The following is a 16356-nucleotide window of genomic DNA, read 5'->3' on the forward strand; positions in this document are numbered from 1 at the left end:
TCCCGGATTTCGCACGCTCGAGAGGGACTGTTTCTTGGCTGCTGCCATCACCCTTCGAGAGGGGCTGGGAACGGGCTAACGCGACGGCTGTGGGCGCCGGTCGACACGGGTGATGGGGTGCGCTCGTCTTCTGGTGGTCGCCGTGGCGGGTGAGTGGACTGCGGGTCAGTTCGCGTGGCGTGCGACCACGGCGTAGAAGGGGTCGGTCGCGGGGCGTTCGCGCACGACGTCCGCGACCACGAGGCCGGCGGCCCGGCAGTAGGATTCGACGAGGGCGACGCGCTCGTCCATGGAAGCCCGGCGCCACGCGCGGACGGCTTTCGTGGGGAACATCCGGTTCGTGAAGCTGACGACGAGCGCGCCGTCGGGGGCGAGGACGCGCGCGAACTCGCGGAAGACCGCGGCGGGGTACTGGAGGTACTGCACGGAGAGTGCACAGCAGAGGAGGTCGAACGCGTCGTCGTCGAGCGGGAGCGCCTGGTCGTCGTTGAGGTCCTGGACGAACCACTCGTCGAGCGCGTCGTTCGCGTCGAGTTCCGCGGCGTTCAGGCCGTGGCCGACGACGCGCTCGTAGTCGCACGCCGGGAGGTGGGACACCCAGCTGCTCATCGCGTCGAACACGCGGTCGCCGTCGGTCGACACGGCCGCGTACAGGTCCGTGAGTCGGTCGAGGAAGCCGTCGTCGGCGTGCGTGACGAACCGCGGCCGGCCGTAGAACGCGTCGTCGTCGCTCGCGTCGACCTTCGTCCGGTCCAGGTCGGTGAGTACGTCGTCCACGACGACGAGTAGGCGTCGATCCGGCAAGTGGATTGCGTCGGTCGGGTCGACGACGACGGCGTGGCGCTCATGCCACCGGCTCCGCCGATAGCGAATCGGTGGCTGCCACGCCGCTTGCCGACCCGAGTTGGTCACAGCGTCGTGGACCACGATGTCGGACCCGACCTCGACATCCCCGCAGCGCGAATCCAGAAATATAAGAAACCATATATTCAAATCTGGATGGTAGGATTCGTTTTCAGTTCCGGTGACGACTCGACCCGTCGCCGCGAAGGGAGGCCACACTGCACCCTCGAATACCCCCGATATCGCGGAGAAGACGCTTCGAACGGATGCTGTCGCGTTCGGGGTTCCCTGCTCTCGGCAGCGTCGACACCGAGACGGTGCTCCCGCCGATCAGCATCGACAGCGAACACAGGTCGCTGCCGATACCATCCCCTGAATGTCACGGCTGGTGCGCGTTCTGGCGTCTTGCTGGCAGACGAGGATTCCCGCGGGTCGAACTTCACGGGCTGGAGCGCTACAGAGCCACCAATAAATATACGTTAACTGGGTGTTATGGAATCCAATCAGAGAAAAATAATGATTGGGTCCCCCGTGATAGACTCCCGCCTTCGGTCGGTGGACGGGCACGCTCGGGAGGTCTCCAGGAGGATTCGAAGCGGTCCGTGCCAGTCAGTGGTTCGTTCGCGAGTGTCGAATCGTCGGGCGCGAATTGTGACAGAACTATGTGCGTTCCACGGCCGGTCCGGTAGCCGTCCACCCTGGGTCAACCCGTGCCCCTCGTCGAGTACTCGGGCCGACGCTGTCCGTCGACTTCGACGCCGCGTGGACAGAGAACCGCGTTTCCGCTCGAACAGGGCCGGGCCGTCTCCACGCAAGCGATGGCGGCACGTGGTCGCGCTCGCGGCAGCGGCCGGCACGGGGCCCATCCCCATCTCGCGAATCGGACCGTGGTCTCGCTGGTATGGGTGCACGCATGCGGAGTCTCGCGTGCTGTCGCGCTCTCCGGCGCACCCGCTGCGGTTGTTCTCGGACGGCAACCCCACTTCGCACGGCTCGTAGCGCACGCCCGGGTGCGCCTCGATCTTGCCACAAATGCCCGACAGCGATACTGGCGGGGTCGCGTGGTGACGCCAGATGGACGCTGATAACATAAAATCCCGCAGAGACGAATCTTCCGGGAGTGTAAGCGCTCGATGCCCGGCCGCGACCGACGGCATCGACCCGTCGTCGCCGTGGGCGTCGTGGGAAGCGGGCCGTCGTCGCCGTGGGCGTCGTGGGAAGCGGGCCGTCGTCGCCGTGGGCGTCGTGGGAAGCGGGCCTCCGAGGTGTCGTAGCGCGTAGGAACATATTTCAACCCCGGGTCGGAACGGCTGGTGTGTATGCAGAGTGTGAGAGTTGCTGGCGTAGGGCTCACGCCGTTCGGAGACCACGGTGACCGGACGATACGCGAGCTCTTCGCCGACGCAGGCGTGGAGGCGATGAGTGACGCGGCCGTGGGCGGTGACGCCGTCGACGCGGTCTACTTCGGGAACTTCGTCGGGGAACTCGCGGACGGCCAGGGCCATCACGGCCCGCTGGTCGCGGAGAGCCTCGGCGTGTCCGCGCCGGCGACCCGGTTCGAGAGCGCGTGTGCGTCCAGCGGCGTGGCGGTCAGGCACGCGGTACGAGCCATCGAACACGGCGACGCGGACGTCGTGCTCGTCGGCGGTGCCGAACGGATGACCCACGTCGGGACTGGGGAGGCGACGGCGATGCTCGCAACTGCCGCGGACGCCATCCACGAGGTGGGTACCGGGGTGACGTTCCCTGGCGCGTACGCGCTCATGGCGGACGCCTACCTCCGAACGTACGGCGGGTCGTCGCGCGACCTCGCGCACGTCGCGGTGAAGAACCACGCCCACGCGGTCGAGAACGAGTACGCGCAGTTCCAGTCGACGGTGACCGTCGACGACGTGCTGGACGCGCCGACGGTCGCGGCACCCCTGGGCTTGCTCGACGCGTGTCCGGTGACCGACGGCGCCAGTGCGCTCGTCCTCGTCAGCGACGAGTACGCTGCTGCGGCGGACCTCGAGGCGCCCGTGGCGGTGACCGGGTCCGGGCAGGGGACGGACAGCCTCGCGCTCCAGAACCGCGAGTCGCTCAGTCGGACGCCAGCGACGGAACGCGCGGCGCGCGAAGCGTACGAGGACGCCGGCATCAGGGCGGACGACGTCGGCCTCGTCGAGGTGCACGACTGCTTCACGGTCGCGGAGGTGCTCGCGCTCGAGGGCCTGGGGCTCTACGAACCGGGCGAGGCGATCGGGGCCGCTCGCCGGGGCGAGACCTGGCGCGACGGCGAACTGCCGGTGAACTGCTCGGGTGGCCTGAAGGCGAAGGGGCATCCGGTCGGGGCGACCGGCGCGAGTCAGGTCGTCGAGATGACGCGCCTCCTCCGCGGCGACCACCCCAACAGCGAGTACGTCGCCGACGCCACGACGGGCGTCACGCACAGCGCGGGCGGGACCGTCGCCAGTACGACCGTTCACGTCCTGGAGGTGGTGTCATGAGCGAGCAGGAGACGCCTGTCCAGTCCTACGAGGCGTTCTGTGCGGCCATCGAAGCGGGTGAGGGCTTCTACCTCGAGTGCCCGGATGGTCACGGGTCGGTGCCACCGCGTCGCGTCTGTCCGGACTGTGGCGCGCAGTCGCTCACCACTCGCGCCATCCCCGAAATCGGGCGCATCCGGGCGCAGACGGTGGTGCACGTCGCCACGCCGGCCTTCGAGGACCGCGTGCCATACGTCAGCGCGCTCGCCGACTTCGGCCCGGTCACCTTGACGGGCGTCGTCGTGGAGACGACGCCGGACGCCGTCGAGCATGGGACCGAGGTGACCGTCGGCGTCGAGCGGTCCGACGACCGCGACCGGCCAACGCTCGTCTTCGAACCGCAGTAAGCAGTTCCTCCGGGAGCGACGCGCCGCTGCGGAGTGAGGTTTCCGGACCCCGGGTCGACGCGGACCGGGATGCACGTACGTTCAAGTGGACCGGCCGCGTTCCTCGCACGTATGCAACGAGATGTCATGGGCGAAGGGCCGTCGGTCGCGGATTCGGCGTTCGTCTCGGAGATGGCGTACCTGGTCGGTGACGTCGCGGTCGGTTCTCGTGCGAGCCTCTGGCCGTTCGTCTGCCTCAGAGGCGACCGCGAAGGCGTCGTCGTGGGCGAGGAGACGAACGTGCAGGAGTTCTCGATGCTCCACGGCGCGACGCTCGGCGACGGCGTCACCGTCGGACACAACGTCGTCATCGACTACGCCACGGTCGAGGACGGGTCGCTCGTCGGGATGTCGAGCACCCTCCAGCAGGACGCCCACGTCGAGTCCGGCAGCATCGTCGCCCCCGGCTGCGTCGTCACCGAAGGCCAGACGATTCCAGCGGGTCACGTCGCCTACGGCGTCCCGGCGTCGACGCGACCGCTCGAGGACGCCCAGCAGGCCGAGATCGAGCGCGTCCACGAGCTCTACGTCGAGCACGCCGAGACGTACAAGCAAGCCGGGCTGGAATAGGGCGGCTGGTCGGAGGAGGCGGGCTGGCTGGGGGAGGCGGGCTGGTCGGAGGAGGCGGGCTGGTCGGAGGAGGCGGGCTGGTCGGAGGAGGCGGGCAGGCTGGGGGAGGGCCAATATTGCGCTGGGGGCGAAGAATTAAGCGGCTCTCCGGAGACACTTGCACCTGTAAGCTCATGGCCAGTGAGACACTCGCGGATATCGAGGAGGTCGTCCACGAACCGACGCAGTCGGACGTCGAGTCGACGAACGTCTGGGCGTTCATGCAAGCGCACGACATCGACGACTACGAAGAACTCGTCGAGCGCACGACGACCGACGTCGAGGGCGTCCCCGAATCGGGCGTGGACTGGTTCTGGGACGAACTCGTCGACTACCTCGACGTCGAGTTCTACGAGGACTACGACTCGGTTCGAGAGGATAGCGGGGCGCGACGCGCCCCGGAAGGTGCGAGCGGCGAAGCCGCGAGCCGCGACGGCCCGCAGTTCACGGACTGGTATCCCGGTGGCAGCATCAACGTCGCGCACAACGTCCTCGACCGCCATGCGGCGCGCGAGAGCGAGCGACGGAACAAGGTCGCCTGTATCTGGGAGGGCGAGGACGGAACCACCCGGGACGTCACCTATCACGAACTCCAGCGCCAGTCGAACATGGTTGCGAACGCGCTCCGGGAGCGCGGTATCGAGCAGGGCGATACCGTCGGGCTCTACATGCCGATGGTCCCTGAAGTCATCTCCATCCTCTACGGGTGTTTCAAGATCGGCGCCATCGCGGTCCCGATATTCTCCGGGTTCGGCGTGGACGCGACGGCGACGCGCATCGAGGACTCGGGGTGCAGCGTCGTGTTCAGCGCCGACGGGTTCTACCGTCGCGGGAGCGAGATCACGCTGAAGGACGCGCTCGACGACGCCATCGACGACGTCCCGACCGACGTCTCTTCGGTCGTCGTCTACGAGCGAACCGGGACCGAGGTGCCCTGGACGGCCGGCCGCGACGAGACGTGGAGCGAGGCCGTCGAGACCCAGGACGACGACTTCGAGACGGTCGAACTGGACGCCAGCGACCCGTCGATGCTCCTGTACTCGTCGGGCACGACGGGGAAGCCGAAGGGCATCGTGCACACGCACGCCGGCGTCCAGATGCAGTGCGCGAAAGAGGTCTACTTCGGGTTCGACCTCAAGCCCTCGGACCGGTTCTTCTGGGTGAGTGACATCGGGTGGATGATGGGGCCGTGGACGCTCGTCGGGAACCACACGTTCGGCGGCACGGTCTTCATGTACGAAGGCGCGCCGGACCACCCCGAGCCCGACCGGTTCTGGGAGATGATCGACCGGCACGACCTCACGCAGTTCGGCATCTCGCCGACGGCCATCCGCGCGCTCAGGAAGCAAGGGGACGACTGGGTCGAGGGTCACGACCTCTCCAGCCTCCGGATGCTGGGGTCGACGGGCGAGCCGTGGGACCCCGAGAGCTGGCAGTGGTTCTACGAGACGGTCGGGAACGGCGAGACGCCCATCATCAACATCTCGGGCGGCACCGAGATCTGTGGGTGCTTCCTGATGCCGATGCCGACGCAGCCACTGAAGCCCTGCTCGCTCGGCGGTCCCGGCCTCGGGATGGACATCGACATCGTCGACGCCGACGGGAACTCCATCGCGGACACGAACGAACGCGGGTACCTCGTCGCTCGAGACTCCTGTCCGTCGATGACGCGCTCGCTGTGGAGCGGCGACGACCGCTACCTCGAGGAGTACTGGTCGACGTGGGACGACGTCTGGGACCACGGCGACTGGGCACAGCAGGACGAAGACGGCTTCTGGTTCCTCCACGGCCGCGCGGACGACGCGCTGAACATCGCCGGCCGGAAGGTCGGCCCCGCCGAGGTCGAAGGGGCGGCGATGGACCACGACGCCGTCAACCAGGCCGCCGCCGTCGGCGTCCCCGACGACACGACGGGGACCGCGGTCGCACTCTACGTCGTCACCGAGGACGGCGTCGACGAATCCGACGCCCTCCGCGACGAGGTCCGCGCGCTCGTCGGCGAGGAACTCGGCAAACCCTTCCGCCCACGAGAAGTCCGGTTCGTCGACGCCTTCCCGGTCACGCAGTCCGGGAAGATCGTTCGCCGCGCCATCCAGGCGCGCCACACTGGCGAGGACATCGGCGACCTCTCCAGCGTCGAGAACCCCGAGGCGCTCGACGCGATCGACGCCGCGCGGTAGACGGCTACGGGGGCTGTGTCGGTACTCGTCGGTCGCTGCGGAAAACGGAGAACGAGTGCTCGTCGCGTCCTGTCGACGCCAGTACGGGCGGGTAGTGGCTGCGGTCCGGTGTGGTGGGATGGGGCGCTCAGTGCACGATGGTCACCGGGCAGCGCGCGCTCAGCGTGACCTTCTGTGCGGTCGACCCGAAGATGGCCTTCCCCGTCGGCGAGCGCCTGCGGCCGCCGATGACGACCTGGTCGACGTCGTGGTCGTCGAGGTACTCGATTATCTCGCCGGACGGTGACCCGTCGACGATAACGGTCGTGACGTCGCCGTCGTGGTCGATATCCGCGAGGAGCTCCTCGAAGAGCGCCTCGGCGTCCTGCTGCGCCTTGGCGTACCAGCCTTCGGCCTTCTTCCGCCCACCTCGTTCCGGGTTCGTGAGCGATTCGCTGTACTCGATGACGTGCAACAGGACGAGTTCGTCCCCGTGGTGGACCTCGCTGGCGTGGTTGAGCGCGGCGCTCGCCTGCGACGACTTGTCGACTGGAACGAGTATCCGTCGTGGCATGGCTGTCACTCGGAGCGTTCCGCGTACGGCTCGATACCTGCCTCCTCGATGCGACGCTCGAAGCGCTCACGGCGCGCGCGACGCTCGTCCTCGGCCATCCGGTCGGCGGTCCATATCTCGCCGCTGGTCACCTGGTGGACGTCGACGGTTTCGACCGCTTTCAGTTCGGTTACGCGCTCGCAGATCTCGTCGTCGATGTCCAGGAAGTACGTGCAGCGCTGGGATGTCAGGAGGAGGTGGACGGTGACCGTCCGCGTCGCCTCGTCCCATTCGATGTCGTCCACCAGACCGAGGTCGACGATGTTCACCGGGTGCTCGCTCATGCAACTACACGGGTCGAGCACTTCTTCGAGTTCGGCTTTCACGGCCGCCTTCACGTCGCTCTGGAACTCCGTCTCGGGGAGGACGTGGTCGGGTGCTTCGACACTCATACGTACCTCTTGCGCTCCTTCGATGCCTCCTCGGTCGGCTCCTCGTACGTCGACCAGGGCGGCGCGGGGTACTCGCCGCGCTCCTTCAGCTCCTGGATCTTCTGATCCCACTTGTCGCCCTCGATGTCCTTCTTGACCTGCTCGGGGTCCTTCCCCATCAGCCGGAGCTTGTTCTTCCCGAGGATCTTCTCCTTGTCCTCCTGGGTGACCTCGGGGTAGTCCTCGCCGGCGCGGAGGTCCTCGGGCATCTCGAAGTCCCAGATCGCGTCGATCGGCGGCTGGGGATGCAGCGCGGTCGCGCCACTGGAGAACACGATGCGCTCCGGGCCCGCCCAGTACAGCATCTCGCCGAGGCTGCGCGCGAACTTCTTCGGGCGACTGCACGCCATGTGCGCGGTGTTCTCGATGTTCGCGTACACGTTGTCGTGGCTCGCCATCGCGAACACGGTCTCCTCGAGGAACGAGAACCCGGCGTGGATGACCTCGAAGTTGAGTTCGGGGAACGCCAGCGCCGCCTCCTCCACGTCGTCGATCTTGAAGTACTTCACCGGCGCCGTCGCGAACGGGATGAACTTGTGGATGCCGACGGTTCCGATGTCGAGGTCCGCGGCCTTCTCCAGGACGGGTCGGACCGTATCCTGGTTCAGCTGCAGGGAGAGGTCGCGTCCGTTCTGGTAGCGCGCGGGGTAGAGCTTGATGCCGTCGACGTCCTTCTCCTTCGCGTAGTACTCGACCTGCTCGACGGCGTCGTCCTCGAGCGGGTTGATGTCGACGATCATCCCGACGCGGTTCGGGTTCCGGTCGCGGAGCTCGAAGCCCTTCTCCCGGGAGACGTAGCCGTCCTTGAAGTAGTCGTCCAGCGGGAGCGAGTGGTACACCGAGTAGTCGATCTGGCTCTCCAGGAAGAGCAGTCGTTCGAGCTCCTCGGGTTGATGGTTCCGGTAGAATATCTCTTCCGGGAACACGTACTCGTCGGGCATCAACTGCTCGCCGAGTTCGTACGTCTCGTCGTCCCATCGCTGGGAGTGCGGGTGGAGGTGATTGTCCTCCGCGTGGTTGAAGCAGTGCGACACTGCGTCTACAACCAGCTCGCCATTGTCTAACATACGTGTCCTCCTTCAAATCTATGAGTATTAAACGTTCGGGAGGGTCCGGTTGGATGAGTCCTTCAGCGGCGGCTCTCGGCGGTTCCATCGGGCGCGTTCGCGGCCGAATCCCGCGCCGCAACGTCCCCGATACACCCTGCCAGACCGCCGTTCGGGACTCGGTCAGTCTACCGCGCGACCGCCAGTCACCAGGTCGAGCCTGGTTGCGCGGTCAGTTCGAGATGTCGAGACAGACGTTCTTGATCTGCGTGTAGTTGTGGATCGCTTGCGTCCCGTTCTCGCGGCCGACGCCGCTGTCCTTGAAGCCGCCGAACGGCGTCTCGTTCCCGCCGGCGAACCACTCGTTGACGTAGATCTGGCCCGCGTCGACGTCGCGCGCGAACCGGTGGGCTCTGCCCATGTCGGTCGTGATGACGCCCGCGACGAGTCCGTAGTCCACGTCGTTCGCTCGCTGGATGGCCTCGGCCTCGTCGGCGAACGTACTCACGGTGAGGACCGGCCCGAACACCTCCTCCTGGAGGATGCGGGCGTCCTGCGGGACGTCCGCGAACACGGTCGGTTCGACGTAGTACCCGTCGCGGTCGAGGACGCGCCCGCCGGTCACGGGGTCGCCGACCTCCTCGCGACCGACGTCGAGGTACTCGGCGACCTTCTCCATGTGGGACGCGGAAGCGAGCGGCCCGACGTCGTGGTCGTCGAGTCCCGGACCGATACTGAGGTCCTCGACCGCACTCACGAGCTTCTCGACGTACTCGTCGCTCGCGTCTTCGTGGACGACGACGCGCGAGGACGCCGAACACACCTGTCCGGTGTTCGTCGCGAAGATGCCCTTGACGGTCTCCTCGACGGCGACGTCGAGGTCGCCGTCCTCGTAGACGACGAGCGGGCTCTTCCCGCCGAGCTCCAGGTGCGGTTCGGTGAGGTTCTCGATGGCGGCCTTCCCGACCTCGCGGCCCGTGACGGTCGACCCCGTGAACGTGATGGTCCCGATGTCGGGGTTCCCGGAGAGCGCCGCGCCGGCCTCGGCACCGTCGCCGGGGACGACGTTGACCGCAGCCTCCGGAACGCCGTTCTCGTGGAGGAGCTTCGTCAGCTCGATCGCACCGATCGGCGTCTCCTCGGCGGGCTTGATGACGGCCGCGTTCCCGGCGGCGAGCGCGGGAGCGACGCTCCGCGCGAAGAGATATATCGGGACGTTCCACGGGACGATGTGGCCCGTGACACCGAGGGGCTCCCGGATCGTGTAGTCCACGTGGTCGTCGTCGAGGGGGATGCTCTCGCCCTCGACCTTGTCCGCGAGGCCGCCGTAGTACTCGAAGTGACGCGCCGCCCGCGTCACCTGCCCGCGCGCCTCCGAGATCGGTTTCCCGTTCTCCAGCGTCTCGATGCGAGCGAACCGTTCGTGGTCGTCGCGGATGGCGCGAGCGACGTCGTTCAGGATGCGGCAGCGCTTCGCTGGCGTGTACCCGCGCCACTCCTCGAAGCCGTCCCCCGCCACGTCGACGGCCTCGTTCACGTCGCCTTCGGTCGCCGCCGCGACCGTCGTGAGCTGGTCTCCAGTTGCCGGGTCGAAGACGTCGATCGTCTCTCCCGAGGAGGACGCTCGTTCCGTCCCGTCGATGAGCACGCCGTACTGGTCGGCGAGTGCCCCGCGCTCGTCAGTCTGCATTGTGTACGGTAAACTGTCTGCCACTCGCATAATAGTTTTTGACAGCGTCTGGGAACGAACCTGCTGGAACGTCACTGTCAGTTCGTTCGCCGTCCTCCTGTCAGGATTCCTCATAAATGTTTAATCCCGACGCAGGGGAATCTGGAGGTGAGAACATGTCAGACCGATTCAGCGGGCAGTCAGTACTGGTGACCGGTGCCGCGTCGGGGAACGGACGCGCCATCGCCCGGAAGTTCGCCGAGGAAGGCGCCAGCGTCACCGTCAGCGACATCCAGGAGGAACCCCGGATGGGCGGCGACCCGACTCACGAACTCATCGCCGACATGGGGCGCGAGGCGCAGTTCGTGGAGTGCGACGTCAGCGACCCAGCGGCCATCCACGACGCCGTCGACGCGCACGTCGAGCGGTTCGGGTCGCTCGACGTCATGGTCAACAACGCCGGCATCGACCGACAGATGCCGATACTCGACGCCGACCCCGAGGACTACGACGTGCTCATGGACATCAACCTCCGCGGCGTCTACTTCGGCTGTCAGGCCGCGCTCGACGTCATGGCCGACCAGGACGACGGCGGCGCCATCGTCAACATGTCCTCCATCGCCGGCCTCGGCGGCATCGACAACTCCTCGCTGTACTGCACGTCGAAGGGCGGCGTCACGAATCTCACGCGCCAGCTCGCGCTCGAACACGGCGAGAACGGCGTCCGCGTCAACGCCATCAATCCCGGCATCATCGAGACCGCGATGACGCTGGAGGACGGCGACACTATCGACGGCCTCCTCGAGGAGACGCCGCTCGGTCGCGCGGGCCAACCCGAAGAGGTCGCCGACGGCGTGCTCTTCCTCGCCAGCGACGACGCGTCGTTCGTCACCGGCCACAACCTCGTCGTCGACGGCGGTTTCACCGCCTGACCGGACGGCACGGTCGCTTCGAACCGACGGGAAAAACGGAGCGCGGTTCGACGAAGAACCGAAACGATTCGAGCCTGTCCGTCAGCACCGAAGGGGGAGCGTGAACCGGGCCACCCGGCCCGAGTTCACTTCACGACGTCTATCTTGTCGCGGTCGATAGAGAGTGCGACGGCCGAGACCACCACGAGGCCCAGGATGATCTCCTGCACGAAGGAGTCCACCGCGAGCAGGTTCATGCCGTTGTTCAACACCGCGATGACGAGCACGCCGAGTATCGTCCGGTGCGGACCGCCGACCCCGCCGGTCAGCGCCGTCCCGCCCATGACGATGGCGGCGATGCTCGGCAGCAGGAGCCCGCTCCCGATGTTCGGGGACGCCGAGGAGATGCGGAGCGTCAGCAGGACGCCGGCAACGCCACAGAGCAGCCCCGACAACACGAACGGGTAGATCTTGTACCGGTCGACCTTCGCACCGGCGAGCTCGACGACGCGCTCGTTCTCGCCGAGCGCGAAACAGTACCGGCCGAACTTCGTGCGGAACGCCAGCAGGATCGTTCCGACGTAGATCAACAGTCCCCAGATCACGAGGTTGGGGATGCCGAAGTCGGTGAAGGGGATGACGACCTGGCCGGTCGAGATCGCGCGGATGGACTCGTTCCGGAACGTGATGGTGGACCCACCGGTGATGATCTTCCCAACGCCGGCCATCACCGATAGCGTCCCAAGCGTGACGAGGAACGACGGGACCTTGAGCTTCGTGAACACCAGGCCGTTGAACAGGCCAGCGAGCATCCCAGCGCCGATCGCGAGCGGTATCGCCAGCAGGCCGAGCTGGAACTCGGAGATCAGGATGACGGTGACGACCCCGGTCAACAGGACGACGGACTCGACCGAGAGGTCGATGCTCTGCTGGAGGATCGGGAAGGTCCCAGCGAGTGCGACCAGCAGGAGGGTCACGGCGTTCTTCGCCACGTTGTCCAACAGGTTCCCCTCGGAGAGGAAGCGATCCGTGGTCAGGCTGAAGATGACCATCAGGCCGAACAGCATGACGAACGGCCCGAGGTCCTGGATCCAGTCCTGCAGGGTGCGCTGCTCCACTTGGTCGGCGATCCACTCGTTGACGTCGCTCGTACTCATCGTTATATCATCTCCTGTATCAGGTCTTCTTCGGTTGGTTTGTTTCCAGCGGAGGCGTCGAACGGCTCGCCGACGAACTTGCCTCTCGCCATCACGCCGATGCGGTTCGACATTCCGATGACCTCCGGCAGTTCGTCGCCGATGAAGACGATCGAGACGCCCTGCTCGGTCAGTTCCCGGCAGAGCCGATACACCTCCTCTTTCGCGCCGACGTCGATGCCGCGCGTCACGTTGTCCATCACGAGCACGGGCGTGTTCTGCGCGAGCCACCGCGCGATGACGACCTTCTGCTGGTTCCCGCCGCTCAGGCCGTGGACGAGCGCGTTCGGTCCCGGCGTCTTGATGGAGAGCTCCTCGATCGCTCTCGCGGTCGCCTCCTTCTCCGCGTCGAGGTCCAGGGTGGGCATGTTGCCGTTCATGTCGCGGACCATCGCGAGCGACGTGTTCACCAGCACGGACTGGTAGAGGAGGAGTCCCTCCGACTTCCGGTCCTTCGGGATGTAGCCGACACCGGCGTCTACCATGTCCGAGACGGACGGGTCCTCGAGCTCGGTGTCACCGACGGCGAGAGAGCCGCCGGTCATGTCGAGGTCACCGGCGAGCAGCCGACCGAACCGCTGCTTGCCCGACCCTTCCACGCCGACGACGCCGAATATCTCGCCCTCGCGGACCGAGAACGACACCGGACCGACCACGTCCTGGTGAGTCACCGAGTCGACCGATAACGTGACCTCTCCCAGTTGGTCCTCCGGGCGCTGATCGGGGACGCGGTAGTACTCGTCGGCGGTCTCCCGACCGACCATCGACTGCTGCAGGGAGTCCGTCGTCGCATCTTCGACGCGCGTCATGTCGACACGCTCGCCGTCTTTCAGCACGTAGATGCGGTCGGATATCTGCAGCACTTCGTCGAGTTCGTGCGACACGAACACGAACGTCGCCCTGTCCCGGAGGTCGTTCACGAGATCGAAGAGGATCTTGCGGCCGCTCTCCTCGAGCCCGGCGGTCGGCTCGTCGAGCAAGATGACGGGATTCTCGGAGTTCTGCGAGACGTGGAACGCCTTCGCGATCTCGAGCATCTGGCGCTCGTTGAACGTGTAATCCCGGACCTGGTCGTTGACGTCGATGTTGATACCGAGGTCGTCGACGAACGCCTGCGCGTCCTCGCGCATCGTCTCCATGTCCAGCACGCCGAAGCGCTCCTTCTCCCGGCCGAGGTAGAGGTTCTCGTAGCCCCTGAGCGTCGTGATGACGTCCTGCTCCTGGTGCACCAGCGAGACGCCGTACTCGGCCGCTTCGCGCGGGTTCGTGAACGTGACCGGTTCACCGTCGACGTAGAGCTGTCCCTCGTCCGCTTCGAGCACGCCCGTCAGGATGTTCAGGAGCGTGCTCTTCCCGGCACCGTTCTCTCCGACGAGACCGATGACTTCCCCTCGCTCGACCTCGAGCGAGACGTCGTCGAGGGCCTGCACGTGCCGGAACGACTTCGAGATACCTTCGACGCGGAAGCTACTCGAGTCGCTACCGGGGGCGTCTGCCTTCGTCGTGGCCGCGTCTGTCTCTGATGACATTGGTCGCGTTCCGAGTCACCCCAGGGGGTTCGTCTGGAACTGCTCCTCGTACAGCGTCGTGATCTCCTCCTGCTGTGCGTCGTCCGTGTAGACGTCGGGGAGCGAGTACCCAGAGGGCTTCTCGTCGTCGGACCAGTCCAGGACCTCCTTGATGTCCGCGAGGTTCATCGGCGACATGTCGATCTGGGGGTCCCAGGCGTCCTCGCCGGCCTCGACGACGGACATCTTCTTCCAGTCGTACGGCGTCTCGCCCGAGAAGATGGCCTCGTTGTAGTCGGCGGCGTCGACGACCGGCAGCCGGTCGATGACGTCCTCCCACTCGCTCGGGTTCTTCACGCAGACCGGCGCGTTGAACGACATCATCTTCTCGGCGCCACTGACCTCGTGCCCGTTGATGTAGTCGTGGCACTTCGCGACGGACCACCCCGCCTGCCACGGCCCCATCCCGGAGACGGTGCCGGTCATCCGATCTTCGGCGATGGCCGCAAGTCCGGGTTCGCTGGCGTCGATGCCGACGACGGGGACGTCGATGTCGTTCTCCTCGAGGATGGTGAGTCCACCGAGCGCGACGGCGTCGTTCTGGCCGAAGAAGCCGTCGATGTCGTCGCCGAACTGCGAGACCTTGTCGTTCATGACGCTGCGGGCGTCCGAGCGGATGAAGTTCCCCGGCTGGCGGGGCCCCGCCATCTCGATGTCGGGGTACTCCTGCATCGCCAGGTCCACGCCCTTGTTCCGACCGATGTTCGGGGCGGTGCCCCGGTTCCCCTCGATGTGGACGAACTTCCCGCTGCCGTCCATCGCCTCGAACAGCATCTTCGCGGCGCTGTACGCGTGGTTGACGAAGTGCGGCGTGAAGAACGTCACGTACTCCTTGCCGGCGTCCTGCGGGACGTACCAGTCCGCGATGGTCACCGCGAGCACGCCCGGAACGCCGCTGTCGCGCAGCGTCTCCGCGAGCGATATCGCGGCCGCGTTCGTGTACGTCTGCCCGACGATGAAGTCGGCGTCGTTCGAGACGGCGGTGTCGAACTGCTGCTTCTGGGTCGACACCTCGCCGTTGTTCGTCTGGACGTTCGTCTCGTACCCGAACGCTTCGGCGGCCTCTAGGTAGCCCTTCTCCCAGCTCAGCCAGTAGGAGTTGTTCCGGTTCGCGATCGACCCCATCGAGGTCAACGAGCCATCGCCGCCGTCCCCGCTCGACCCGTCCGACCCGTCCGACCCGTCCGACCCGTCCGACCCGTCTCCGCCATCGCCGCCGCCCCCGCCCGAGGTGCTGTTACAGCCCGCGAGCGAGGCCATTCCTGCGACGCCGGCAGTGCCGGCGAGTTTACTGACAAACGACCGCCTAGTGTCTGGCGACTGCTGACCTGACATACGCCTACACTGTCAGACCGTGCATATATAGTTTTTGTTTATGAAGAATCATATGCCGTCTTTTGACGGGTTCTGCGCCGCTCAGCGTCCGGTTCTCGCGTCTGGGCACCCGGCGTCGCATCGTTCGTTCCGCGCGACACCGGACCGCATCTTTCTCGCTCGCGTTCGGCCGCGCCCGGTCCGATGCCGCACTCAGTACATCACCTTCCCCGCGGAGACGTTGATGTCCTGTCCCGTTATCCGCTCGGAGTGCTCGGAGCAGAGGTATCCGACGAGGTCCGCGACGTCCTCGCTGTCGACGAGCTCCCCGCGGGCGGCCTCGCGCTCGACGTCCCCACGGATCTCCTCGTAGTCCCTCCCGGTCTCGGCGGCCTGCCGCTCGAACACTCGTCTGATGCGTGGGCCGTCGACCGACCCGGGACACACCGCGTTGACGTTGATGTTCGCGTCCCCGACCTCCGCGGCGAGCGTCCGCGTGAAACCGATGACGCCCATCTTGCTCGCCGCGTACGGCGTCCGGTTCGGTAGCGGTCGCTTCCCGGTGACCGACGCGATGTTGACGATCCGACCGAAGGACTCCGCTCGCATGTGCGGGACGACCTCGCGACACATCTGGAACGGGCCCTTGAGGTTGACGGCGAGCGTCTGTTCCCAGTCGTCCGTGGACACGTTCTCGCAGGACGCGGTGGGCCCGGCGATGCCGGCGTTGTTGACGAGGTACTCGACGGACCCGAACTCGTCGACGACCCATTCGACCGTCTCCTCGACGTCCTCGCTGGAGCCGACGTTCGTCTCGATGGGCTCGCAGCGACGCCCGGTCTCCTCGACCATCTCCTTCGTCTCCGCCATCTCGTCGGTATCGAGGTCGGCGACGACGACCGAGGCACCTCGTCGAGCGAGCTCTACACAGATCGATTGACCGATACCGCGGGCGCCACCGGTGACGATCGCGGTGCTCTCGGGACGCATAGCACGATAGAGTCACACATGCTATTTAGATTTTTGGGTGAACCGGCTGACGGGGGTGAGTATCACCACGTACGCGGGATAGCTGGCCAGCCGACC

The 16356-nt window shown here is 66.3% G+C and carries 14 protein-coding genes; 5 read left to right on the forward strand and 9 right to left on the reverse strand.

Annotation, left to right across the window (positions count from 1 at the left end; genetic code table 11):
• Window positions 1–165 precede the first annotated feature (165 nt).
• Entirely contained in the window at window positions 166–777 is a 612-nt protein-coding gene (locus ACZ48X_RS02120; RefSeq protein WP_336351225.1) for a methyltransferase domain-containing protein, read from the reverse strand.
• Between the two features lie 1385 nt (window positions 778–2162).
• Between ACZ48X_RS02120 and ACZ48X_RS02125 the strand changes: the two genes are divergently transcribed.
• The 4 genes from ACZ48X_RS02125 (at window position 2163) to ACZ48X_RS02140 (ending at window position 6543) form a co-directional block, all read left to right on the forward strand.
• Window positions 2163–3329 carry a thiolase C-terminal domain-containing protein gene (locus ACZ48X_RS02125; RefSeq protein WP_336351224.1) on the forward strand — a complete coding sequence of 389 codons (1167 nt, stop codon included), beginning with the start codon at window positions 2163–2165 and terminating at the stop codon, window positions 3327–3329.
• Window positions 3326–3715: a Zn-ribbon domain-containing OB-fold protein gene (locus tag ACZ48X_RS02130; RefSeq protein ID WP_336351223.1), complete on the forward strand. Its 390-nt coding sequence runs from the start codon at window positions 3326–3328 to the stop codon at window positions 3713–3715. The genes ACZ48X_RS02125 and ACZ48X_RS02130 overlap by 4 nt, the downstream gene beginning before the upstream one ends.
• Before the next feature lie 111 nt (window positions 3716–3826).
• On the forward strand, window positions 3827–4324 hold the full coding sequence (locus tag ACZ48X_RS02135; RefSeq protein WP_336351222.1) for a gamma carbonic anhydrase family protein: 498 nt from the start codon (window positions 3827–3829) through the stop codon (window positions 4322–4324).
• 173 nt (window positions 4325–4497) lie between these two features.
• A complete protein-coding gene (locus tag ACZ48X_RS02140) occupies window positions 4498–6543 on the forward strand; it encodes an AMP-binding protein (protein ID WP_336351221.1) in 2046 nt (681 codons plus the stop codon).
• A gap of 127 nt (window positions 6544–6670) precedes the next feature.
• Here the strand turns inward: ACZ48X_RS02140 and ACZ48X_RS02145 are convergent, their stop codons facing one another.
• From ACZ48X_RS02145 to ACZ48X_RS02160, 4 genes are all read right to left on the reverse strand, one after another.
• Window positions 6671–7096 (reverse strand): universal stress protein, encoded by a 426-nt coding sequence (locus tag ACZ48X_RS02145; RefSeq protein ID WP_336351220.1) that lies wholly within the window; start codon window positions 7094–7096, stop codon window positions 6671–6673.
• Between the two features lie 5 nt (window positions 7097–7101).
• Window positions 7102–7527: an iron-sulfur cluster assembly protein gene (locus tag ACZ48X_RS02150; RefSeq protein WP_336351219.1), complete on the reverse strand. Its 426-nt coding sequence runs from the start codon at window positions 7525–7527 to the stop codon at window positions 7102–7104.
• Window positions 7524–8633, reverse strand: a complete 1110-nt coding sequence (locus ACZ48X_RS02155; protein ID WP_336351218.1) for an amidohydrolase family protein — start codon at window positions 8631–8633, stop codon at window positions 7524–7526. The genes ACZ48X_RS02150 and ACZ48X_RS02155 overlap by 4 nt, the downstream gene beginning before the upstream one ends.
• Window positions 8634–8844: 211 nt before the next feature.
• The gene (locus tag ACZ48X_RS02160; RefSeq protein WP_336351217.1) at window positions 8845–10302 is read right to left on the reverse strand and encodes an aldehyde dehydrogenase family protein; all 1458 of its coding nucleotides are present in this window, start codon (window positions 10300–10302) and stop codon (window positions 8845–8847) included.
• 155 nt (window positions 10303–10457) lie between these two features.
• Between ACZ48X_RS02160 and ACZ48X_RS02165 the strand changes: the two genes are divergently transcribed.
• The gene (locus ACZ48X_RS02165) at window positions 10458–11213 is read left to right on the forward strand and encodes an SDR family NAD(P)-dependent oxidoreductase (protein WP_336351216.1); all 756 of its coding nucleotides are present in this window, start codon (window positions 10458–10460) and stop codon (window positions 11211–11213) included.
• Window positions 11214–11338: 125 nt separating this feature from the next.
• Here the strand turns inward: ACZ48X_RS02165 and ACZ48X_RS02170 are convergent, their stop codons facing one another.
• The 4 genes from ACZ48X_RS02170 to ACZ48X_RS02185 all read right to left on the reverse strand — a co-directional run bounded on the left by ACZ48X_RS02170 (window position 11339) and on the right by ACZ48X_RS02185 (window position 16260).
• Complete coding sequence (locus ACZ48X_RS02170) at window positions 11339–12259, reverse strand: ABC transporter permease (RefSeq protein WP_379762707.1); 921 nt, start codon at window positions 12257–12259, stop codon at window positions 11339–11341.
• Window positions 12260–12351: 92 nt separating this feature from the next.
• Window positions 12352–13917 (reverse strand): sugar ABC transporter ATP-binding protein, encoded by a 1566-nt coding sequence (locus ACZ48X_RS02175; protein WP_336351214.1) that lies wholly within the window; start codon window positions 13915–13917, stop codon window positions 12352–12354.
• Between the two features lie 15 nt (window positions 13918–13932).
• Window positions 13933–15291, reverse strand: a complete 1359-nt coding sequence (locus ACZ48X_RS02180; RefSeq protein ID WP_336351213.1) for a sugar ABC transporter substrate-binding protein — start codon at window positions 15289–15291, stop codon at window positions 13933–13935.
• A gap of 192 nt (window positions 15292–15483) precedes the next feature.
• Window positions 15484–16260, reverse strand: coding sequence for an SDR family NAD(P)-dependent oxidoreductase (locus tag ACZ48X_RS02185; protein ID WP_336351212.1), 777 nt, complete (start codon window positions 16258–16260; stop codon window positions 15484–15486).
• Between the last annotated feature and the right edge of the window lie 96 nt (window positions 16261–16356).

This window comes from Halorubellus litoreus (assembly GCF_055378595.1).

Coding starts and splice junctions, on each gene's coding strand:
- ACZ48X_RS02125 (WP_336351224.1), top strand. CDS start 2,163: ATGCAGAGTGTGAGAGTTGCTGGCGTAGGGCTCACGCCGTTCGGAGAC.
- ACZ48X_RS02130 (WP_336351223.1), top strand. CDS start 3,326: ATGAGCGAGCAGGAGACGCCTGTCCAGTCCTACGAGGCGTTCTGTGCG.
- ACZ48X_RS02135 (WP_336351222.1), top strand. CDS start 3,827: ATGCAACGAGATGTCATGGGCGAAGGGCCGTCGGTCGCGGATTCGGCG.
- ACZ48X_RS02140 (WP_336351221.1), top strand. CDS start 4,498: ATGGCCAGTGAGACACTCGCGGATATCGAGGAGGTCGTCCACGAACCG.
- ACZ48X_RS02145 (WP_336351220.1), bottom strand. CDS start 7,096: ATGCCACGACGGATACTCGTTCCAGTCGACAAGTCGTCGCAGGCGAGC.
- ACZ48X_RS02150 (WP_336351219.1), bottom strand. CDS start 7,527: ATGAGTGTCGAAGCACCCGACCACGTCCTCCCCGAGACGGAGTTCCAG.
- ACZ48X_RS02155 (WP_336351218.1), bottom strand. CDS start 8,633: ATGTTAGACAATGGCGAGCTGGTTGTAGACGCAGTGTCGCACTGCTTC.
- ACZ48X_RS02160 (WP_336351217.1), bottom strand. CDS start 10,302: ATGCAGACTGACGAGCGCGGGGCACTCGCCGACCAGTACGGCGTGCTC.
- ACZ48X_RS02165 (WP_336351216.1), top strand. CDS start 10,458: ATGTCAGACCGATTCAGCGGGCAGTCAGTACTGGTGACCGGTGCCGCG.
- ACZ48X_RS02170 (WP_379762707.1), bottom strand. CDS start 12,259: ATGCTGTTCGGCCTGATGGTCATCTTCAGCCTGACCACGGATCGCTTC.
- ACZ48X_RS02175 (WP_336351214.1), bottom strand. CDS start 13,917: ATGTCATCAGAGACAGACGCGGCCACGACGAAGGCAGACGCCCCCGGT.
- ACZ48X_RS02180 (WP_336351213.1), bottom strand. CDS start 15,291: ATGTCAGGTCAGCAGTCGCCAGACACTAGGCGGTCGTTTGTCAGTAAA.
- ACZ48X_RS02185 (WP_336351212.1), bottom strand. CDS start 16,260: ATGCGTCCCGAGAGCACCGCGATCGTCACCGGTGGCGCCCGCGGTATC.